This is a genomic window from Rhizobium cerradonense (assembly GCF_030182455.1).
Lineage (GTDB): Bacteria > Pseudomonadota > Alphaproteobacteria > Rhizobiales > Rhizobiaceae > Rhizobium.
Genome location: NZ_JAQJCK010000033.1, coordinates 26,039 through 33,945, shown reverse-complemented (window position 1 = coordinate 33,945; position 7,907 = coordinate 26,039). Strand labels below are relative to the sequence as shown.

Annotated in this window: 8 protein-coding genes and 2 pseudogenes; 4 read left to right on the top strand and 6 right to left on the bottom strand. The window is 57.3% G+C overall.

Annotation, left to right across the window (positions count from 1 at the left end; all coding sequences use genetic code 11):
* Together PH547_RS32105 and PH547_RS32100 are read left to right on the top strand one after the other, a co-directional pair.
* Nucleotides 1–162, top strand: a 162-nt coding sequence (locus PH547_RS32105) for a transposase (protein ID WP_285170337.1), incomplete at its 5' end; no start/stop codon positions are given.
* Between the two features lie 597 nt (nt 163–759).
* Nucleotides 760–1,014 carry a DUF982 domain-containing protein gene (locus tag PH547_RS32100; protein WP_120764280.1) on the top strand — a complete coding sequence of 85 codons (255 nt, stop codon included), beginning with the start codon at nt 760–762 and terminating at the stop codon, nt 1,012–1,014.
* A gap of 50 nt (nt 1,015–1,064) precedes the next feature.
* Here PH547_RS32100 and PH547_RS32095 read toward each other — a convergent pair whose 3' ends face one another.
* From PH547_RS32095 to cysD, 3 genes and pseudogenes are all read right to left on the bottom strand, one after another.
* Nucleotides 1,065–1,385 (bottom strand): hypothetical protein, encoded by a 321-nt coding sequence (locus PH547_RS32095; RefSeq protein ID WP_004125998.1) that lies wholly within the window; start codon nt 1,383–1,385, stop codon nt 1,065–1,067.
* Nucleotides 1,386–1,529: 144 nt separating this feature from the next.
* A complete protein-coding gene (gene nodQ / locus PH547_RS32090; RefSeq protein ID WP_184806338.1) occupies nt 1,530–3,428 on the bottom strand; it encodes a bifunctional sulfate adenylyltransferase/adenylyl-sulfate kinase NodQ in 1,899 nt (632 codons plus the stop codon).
* Nucleotides 3,428–4,201, bottom strand: a pseudogene (gene cysD / locus PH547_RS32085) (sulfate adenylyltransferase subunit CysD); the annotation flags it as partial. The gene nodQ and the pseudogene cysD, both read right to left, overlap by 1 nt.
* Before the next feature lie 96 nt (nt 4,202–4,297).
* On the opposite strand from cysD, the pseudogene PH547_RS32080 reads away from it, so the two are divergent.
* A pseudogene (locus PH547_RS32080) lies at nt 4,298–5,376 on the top strand (IS256 family transposase).
* Nucleotides 5,377–5,588: 212 nt separating this feature from the next.
* On the opposite strand, the gene rpsU reads toward PH547_RS32080, so the two are convergent.
* The 3 genes from rpsU to PH547_RS32065 form a co-directional block, all read right to left on the bottom strand.
* Nucleotides 5,589–5,825 carry a 30S ribosomal protein S21 gene (gene rpsU, locus PH547_RS32075; RefSeq protein ID WP_104826922.1) on the bottom strand — a complete coding sequence of 79 codons (237 nt, stop codon included), beginning with the start codon at nt 5,823–5,825 and terminating at the stop codon, nt 5,589–5,591.
* Between the two features lie 41 nt (nt 5,826–5,866).
* On the bottom strand, nt 5,867–6,019 hold the full coding sequence (locus PH547_RS32070; RefSeq protein ID WP_260303997.1) for a hypothetical protein: 153 nt from the start codon (nt 6,017–6,019) through the stop codon (nt 5,867–5,869).
* A gap of 647 nt (nt 6,020–6,666) precedes the next feature.
* Nucleotides 6,667–6,852: a hypothetical protein gene (locus PH547_RS32065; RefSeq protein WP_104826920.1), complete on the bottom strand. Its 186-nt coding sequence runs from the start codon at nt 6,850–6,852 to the stop codon at nt 6,667–6,669.
* 243 nt (nt 6,853–7,095) lie between these two features.
* Here PH547_RS32065 and PH547_RS32060 point away from each other — a divergent pair, with 243 nt between their 5' ends.
* The gene (locus PH547_RS32060) at nt 7,096–7,716 is read left to right on the top strand and encodes a CGNR zinc finger domain-containing protein (protein WP_260305221.1); all 621 of its coding nucleotides are present in this window, start codon (nt 7,096–7,098) and stop codon (nt 7,714–7,716) included.
* Nucleotides 7,717–7,907: the final 191 nt, after the last annotated feature.

The window sequence follows — 7,907 nt, the reverse complement described above, 5'->3', positions numbered from 1 at the left end:
CGCAACTTCCGCGCCGGTATCGAAGCCGGAATATCATGCCTCAAGCGTGCCTACGGCCTGGCACGCTGCACCTGGCGGGGCCTTGACCACTTCAAGACCTACGTCTGGTCCTCCGTCGTGGCTTACAACCTCGTCCTCTTCATCCGCCTCAAACCGACCTGAACTCCGACCAGCTTTTAGAATTGCGCCGTCGCTACAATGCCGGCCTCGTGGCGTACGCCTCAGCGCCGCCAACTGTATACTGCCCAATCACAAGCGTTCATGATCCTGTCCGTCGCCCCAAAACCACTCTCACCGCCAAGGACAAACCCTTGTAAACGCGCTTAAACACGCCTGTTTGTGGACGGAAACTAGCTACGGGGAGCCCTGGGCGCTTTGCGGCGGACCGAGCATGGCGGGCGGATGATGAATTTCCGCGCTCGTCGTTCTTGCGGAACCGACTGCCGCCTTCTAGATCATGAACAATGTCGACGCCATGTCGGATCCCTGCGAACGGAACTTGACGCGGCTGCCAATCAACTGTTGCGCATGAAAGCCGCCTCTCGATCAGTCTTGAAAGCCTGACGTCGGCGCCAAGGCCTCGCAGATAGTCGCGTAGCGGACAAAAAGAGATTCTGGAAACACGTAGGCGATAAGCGAACCCTGCATGTGCGAGGGGTACCCGAATGCGAATACAGGATCTTTCGAAGATGAGCATCACGCCGCCCTCCTTGGAACCAAGCATCTGATCGCCAGTTTTGATTGCGGAGGAATAATGCCATGACCAGACAATGGTGGGATAAAACTCTGATGCTGGAAACGAGACAGGCCGGCAGAGCGGTCGCGATCAACAGCGCCGAGCGCGCTGCCGATTTCCTGCTCAACGAATGGCCGGCAGAGAATACCGGCGAAGCCTATGAAGGCGCCAAGAGAGCGGTTCTTGCAGCCCATGAGGGCAGAATAACTGCCGAAGAAGTGCGAGAGGCGATCATTAAGGCGGCCCGAGAGGATGGGGTCTTTGTGTACGGCCGGTGAGGTCATGCCTGCCTCCCGAATATATGTGGGAGGCAGCGATAGGTTTTTCTTCAGCGTCTTCGCGTCTTCCCCTCTGCGCGCGCTGCGAACTTATCAACGCGCCGATACATCTCCTTTTCGATAGTCTTGCCCGTATCGACTCGTATGGCGAAGAACCGATCGCGTAAGGCGAGCGCATCAGCTTCCGACTTGCAATCAGCGATGATGTGAGATCGGGGAAGCCTCTCCCCTTCCTCCACGTACCGGCAGGAGCCAAATGCAACGAAGGTTTTTGGCATAACCTTCTGGACCTGCAGGACGAAGAAGATTTCCTCGCTGCGATGAGTGTCCATCCAGTATTTGAAGGTGTATTCTCGGTAGGCTGCCGTCATATGGTCCGTAAAGCTGGTGAAACGCCAGCACCCGCTGGCCTGGCCGGCTACTCTTCTCAGCGAAGCAGCTGCAGGAGATTTTCGGCCCTCCCCTGTTGACAGGCTCTCAGTTGCTAAAATTCCTGTTTGCACTGGGCCAGTGAGCTATTTCTCCTCCATTCGGCTTCGAAGGAACTCTTCTATCTGAAGCGCTAACCTCGCTGGCTCCTGGCCCATGGTTTTGAGGTGAAGTTCCGGATTCTCCGGAGCCTCATAGGGAGACGAGACGCCGGTGAAATTGGCAATGTTCCCGGCAAAGGCCTTCTTATAAAGCCCTTTCGGATCTCGGCGCGCACATTCGTCTAAAGGCGTGTCAACAAAGATTTCGATGAACTCGCCTTCGCCCATGAGCTCGCGCGCCATACGCCGCTCGTCTCGGAAGGGCGAGATGAAGGAGCAAATTACGATCAGCCCTGCGTCCGCCATCAACTTGGCGACCTCAGCGACGCGGCGTATGTTCTCGACCCGATCAACTGCGGTAAAGCCAAGGTCACGATTAAGCCCGTGGCGTACGTTATCTCCGTCCAATAGATAGGTATGCTTGCCGCAAGTATGCAGAAGCGCTTCGAGTGCATTGGCGATCGTCGACTTGCCCGAACCGGACAGACCGGTGAGCCAAAGGACAGCAGGCTTTTGGTTCTTGAGAGCCGACCGCGCGGCCTTGTCGACGTCGAGCGCCTGCCAATGAACGTTGTCGGCACGACGAAGCGGGAAATCAATCATGCCGGCGCCGACGGTCGCGCTGCTTACCCTATCGACGATGATGAAATTGCCGGTTGACCTATTTTCCTTGTAGGCGTCAAAGACGATCGGTCGTTGCGTCATGATGTTGCAGACGCCCACCTCGTTCATCTGAAGCAGTTTGGCCGGTTCGCGAACGAAGCTGTCGACATTTAGTTGGTGCTTGAGCACAGTCACCGTGGCGCTGACACTGTCCGTCTCCGTCCGCAAGAGATAGCTTCGTCCGGGGAGCATCGGATTGGCATCGAACCAAATAAGATGCGCCTGAAATTGGTCCGAGACAAAAGGTCTTGAGGCGGGGTCAACCAGCATGTCGCCCCTCGAGACATCTACCTCGTCGGCAAGAACCAAGGTTACCGGTTCCCCTTCTGCGGCAGATATCTGGTTGCCATCAGGGGCAATGATCGCCCTGACCGACGATCGCAGACCTGATTTTGCAACGATCACCGGATCGCCGACCGCAATTTTTCCGGATGCGATCCGGCCCGCGTAGCCGCGAAAATCCGCATTCGGCCGCATGACGAGCTGAACAGGAAAACGAAAGGGTTCTTGCCTGTCAGGTGCGTCGAGTTCCACCGTTTCCAGATATTCAAGAAGCGGGGAGCCTTGATACCAGGGTAATTTCCCCGATTTCGAAACAACATTGTCTCCGAAGCGGGCGGACATCGGAATGGCCATTACGCTGGCAAAACCCAGCTTCGCCGAGAAGCGCACGTATTCGGCCACAATGGCATCAAATATCGGCTCGCTGAAATCGATGAGATCGATCTTGTTCACAGCCAGGACGACATGGCGAATGCCGAGAAGCGAGGCGAGATAGGAATGCCTGCGTGTTTGCTGGAGTATGCCTTGGCGGCTGTCGACGAGGATGACGGCAAGGTCGGCAGTTGATGCGCCCGTCGCCATGTTGCGCGTATATTCGAAGTGGCCTGGCGTGTCGGCAACGATGAACTTGCGCTTCGACGTGGAGAAATAGCGATAGGCAACATCTATGGTGATGCCCTGTTCGCGCTCCGCCTCAAGGCCGTCGAGCAGCAGAGAGAAATCGATTTCCTCGCCATTGCCGCCGCGGATGCCCCCGTGGCGAAGGTCTGCCAATTGGTCTTCGAAGACCAGTTGCGCATCGCAGAGCAGTCGCCCGATCAAGGTCGATTTGCCGTCATCGACCGAACCGCAGGTAATGAATCGAAGAACCGGTCCTTTGTCCTCTTGGACCAGATGCTCTTCCATGTCATGCGGCGATATCGAAAAAGGATATGGCATCAGAAGTACCCTTCCCGCTTCTTCTTCTCCATTGCCCCGGCCTCGTCGAAATCGATCAGCCGGCTCTGTCTTTCGGAGGTGCGTGCCTCCACGATCTCGCGCAGGATTTCCGGCACCGTCTCCGCACTGGATTCGATCGCGCCCGTCAAAGGGTAGCAGCCGAGCGTACGGAAACGGATCATGCGCTGCGTGACCGTTTCGTCGGGCTCAAGCGGCATGCGCTCGTCATCGACCATGATCATCGCCGCACCGCGCTGAACGACGGGCCGCGGCGCCGCGAAATAGAGTGGCACGACCGGGATGTTTTCCTTTTGGTTGTATTCCCAGACGTCGAGTTCCGTCCAGTTGGAAAGCGGAAAGACGCGCATCGTTTCGCCTGCGCTGACACGCGTATTGTAGGTTCTCCACATCTCCGGACGCTGGCGTTTCGGATCCCAAGCATGCTGTGCGTTGCGAATGGAAAAGATCCGCTCTTTGGCTCGCGATTTTTCCTCGTCGCGGCGTGCGCCTGCGAGCGCAGCATCGAAACTGAATTTGTCCAACGCCTGGCGCAGCGCCATGGTCTTCATCATGTGCGTGTGCACGTTGGAGCCGTCTCGAAACGGGCTGATACCCTGATCGATGCCATCCTGATTGACGTGGACAATCAATTTCAGGTCCATTTCCCGCATCATGCGGTCGCGGAAATCGATCATCTCCCGAAACTTCCACCGGGTGTCCACATGAAGAAAGGGAAAGGGCGGTTTTCCCGGGAAGAACGCCTTCATTGCGAGGATCGTGTCCCATGGAGTGGTGTAGCTGGATTTCATAGCCATCGGTGATTTCCGGTAGGGTCGGGTTGCTTAGAGCCAACCTGAGGGACACCACCGATGACCGACGACATGATGAACCTGCGCTCACTCGTTGAGAAGAGCGCTGATGCCGATTTGCTGCGGGAGATGATCGGCTTTGCTGCCGAGAAGCTGATGGCGCTGGAGGTCGGCACGAAGACCGGCGCGGCCTATGGCGAGAAGAATGGCTTCCGGCTGGCCCAGCGTAACGGCTATCGCGACCGGGATTGGGAGACACGGGCGGGCACCGTCGAGCTGCGCATTCCCAAGCTTCGCACCGGCAGCTACTTCCCGAGCTTCCTGGAGCCGCGCCGCATGGCCGAGAAGGCTCTGACGGCGGTCATCCAGGAGGCTTATATCCAGGGTGTTTCGACCCGCTCTGTTGATGACCTCGTCAAGGCCATGGGCATGTCGGGCATCTCCAAAAGTCAGGTGTCCCGGCTCTGCGAGGAGATCGATGAGAAGGTGAAGGCCTTCCTCGACAGGCCCATCGAAGGAGAATGGCCCTACCTGTGGATCGATGCGACCTACCTCAAGGTTCGGCGCGGTGGTCGTATTGTCTCCGTCGCCGTAATCATCGCCGTCGGCGTCAACACCGATGGCCGACGCGAAGTGCTCGGCATGGAGATCGGCACGTCCGAGGCCGAGGCGATCTGGACCGAGTTTCTTCGAAAGCTGACCAGGCGGGGGCTGCGCGGCGTCAAGCTCGTCGTCTCCGATGCCCATGAGGGCATCAAGGCCGCAGTATCGAAAGTGCTTTCCGCCACCTGGCAGCGCTGCAGGGTGCACTTTATGCGCAATGCCTTGGCCCATGCTGGAAAGAGCGGACGCCGGGTTGTCTCCGCGTTCATTGCAACGGCCTTCGCTCAGGACACGCCGGAGGCCATTGGGCCAAACTTCACTCGACCAACCCCATTGAGCGATTGAACGGTGAGATCAAGCGGCGCACAGAGGTCGTCGGCATTTTCCCCAACGACGACGCCATCGTGCGCCTGGTCGGTGCGCTGCTGCTCGAACAGAACGATGAATGGGCCGTCCAGCGATCCCGCTACATGACACTTGAGACAATCGCCACAATGAGCGATGATCCGCTCATCAGCCTGCCAGCAGCAAGCTGATACTCATCCGACCCTCTGGGATGAGCCGTGGTCGTCTAAGCTACACCACGTCCTGGGACATGATCCTGCAAGTCGGGCTCAATGACATCGCGGCAATCTTCAAGCCGTTCTTCGGAAACGGTCACGCTATACAATTCGTCCATCATTCAACCTTTCCTTCAACCGCGAGCCGCCGCATTGAAGGGCGGCCCGGGAGGTATTTCTCTATGGTGCTATCGTGCCGATGATCTTCGTTTGGATGCGGCAAGAAGACCTTCGCGCTGCATCTTCTTGCGAGCGGCCTTGCGATACCGGCTGACCGCCTGCGCCTTTTCACGGATACGGCGCTCAGAGGGCTTTTCGTAAGCCCGCCGTTCCTTCATCTCCCGGAACAGCCCTTCGCGTTGCATCTTTCTTTTCAACGCCCTGAGCGCCTGCTCGACGTTATTGTCTCGTACCAGAACCTGCATTCTGTTCTCCTTGTTGTTGCGGTTGATAAAATGGTTGCCGGTCAGCCGAGCTGCTCGGCGATCAATTCCTGCAGTTCTCGACGTGTGAGAAGGCAGGGATACGGTTTCCAGTTTTTGTCAGGCCGGTTAACGGCCCCATCGCGCTCGCGCGGCTTCACCGCCGCGGGCGCGGCAGCGATGTTCGGTTTGTTCAATAGAAGTCCTCTGCCGACCGTCCGGCCGGCGTAATCGATAAGAAATAGCAGGAAGGCCCATTACGCAAATGAGCGGCGTTGGCTGCAAACGAATGCTCTTGCCATGGTTCCGGCGAAGCATCTGGCGCGATACAATTCGCACGGCTTCGCAGCCCTCACGGCTCTAAATGGGTAGTAGGATAAGCCTTTGCAAGGTAGAGACGGTGCCTCAGCCTGCCTCGATCTCCGGTCTGTCCCGAGCGCCGCGTCCCGGCTGTGCCTACGGCCTCATTGCCTCCAACTCTTTTTGGAGCCGGTTCCGTTCGGCAACATGCATCTGTTGCAATTCCTCGAAGGTGGATAGCAGCCGACGCGCTTGCGAGGTGTCGTGTTGGCCTTGCGTAAGTTCGAAAATGATTTGCTTTTGCCGAGTGATATGTCTGCGGCCTTGAGCCACATGCTGCTTTGCCAATTTTAAATGCTGTTCTACGAGTTGCTTATCCATGCACAATTGTACGCCTCGGATGATGTGAATGCATCTGCTTCCTCATCTTGGCTGACGGACGTAAAGGCGAGCAGTCACGTCAACCGTCGAATGCAGCATTGAGACCGCGGGCACGTCGCGGCGGCGGTCTCAAACGCAAAGCCGGACGCCGCCGGCAGAAACCTTAGCGCCACCGAGGTTGCTTCGGCGGTGCGTTGGCATGTAGCTCGTGCAGCGGAGCATGCCGGCCCAGCAGCTTGACCAGTTTCTTGGTTTCGGCTGCGTCAACGCCGTGTTTCTTGCAATGTTGTTCCACGTCCAGCTCGCGCGGGCCGGGTCTTTTGACCTGTCGGTTTTGCATACTCTTCATGGGACACTCCTCCTGGCCAAGAAACGCTGCCAGTATGCTCATTGTTCATTAGTTATTTCTAAATCGGATGACGTTCGATCCGTGCAGTTCCGCGCGACCTGCTTCGTGTCCTCGGATCGAACGATGAAATAATAACCATTTTACTGGATTTTAAGGGGTTATTACGCTATCTGAAAGTAGCGACGCCGGTAAAGGCTGAGCGAAGCGATCATAGCATGAAACAAGCTTCAAGTGAGGTAGGTCATGGCCGAACGCAATCCACCAGCAATCTTCGTCGGGGACGCCGCTGGTCTTGATTTTCTAAATTCTTTAGCAACCCCGGTCGACAGGCCTTTCGAATGGCTCAACGACGGAGAGGGGTTCATCCGGTGGCTTCGCGAGGCGGGTCTCGTTCCGGAGCGCAGATTGCAGTCCATTGCCAGGAACGCCATGCCCGGAGAACTCGACTCGCTGGCGGCGCAGGCGCGTTCGTTGCGCGAATGGTTCCGCGAATTCGTCAGGGAACACAAAGGAAGGCCTCTCGATGCGAGCGCGCTCGAGCAGCTCGAACCATTAAACCGCCTGCTGTCGCGGGACGAACAATTTCGCCAAATCGTCACCGCGGAAGAGGAGAAGGGGACGAGCGGATTGCGCTGGAGCACGGAACGCCAGTGGAAATCGCCAGACGCTCTTTTATCCCCGGTTGCGGAAGCGATGGGTGAACTTGTCTGCACCGAGGAATTCTCGGATGTCAAAGCGTGTGAAGGTCAGAACTGCACGCTTCTCTTCATCGATCGCACGCGCGGCAAGAAGCGCCGGTGGTGCAGCATGGCGGTTTGCGGCAACCGCGCGAAGCAGGCCGCCCACCGCGCCCGAGCCAATTGATGGAAAAATGGCGGCCAAGATGCATGGGGTGCCCATAGGGGTTCCCGATGGCTGCAGAAAATAGACGCCGGCCATAACGCTCATGGTCATCTCGCTTCGTTGAAATAACCAATACAGACCCATTAAATGGGTCGCCCGATTCTGCGATCTAAGACGAAAATTCGATTTCCAAATCAGTAACTTAGCTTTCC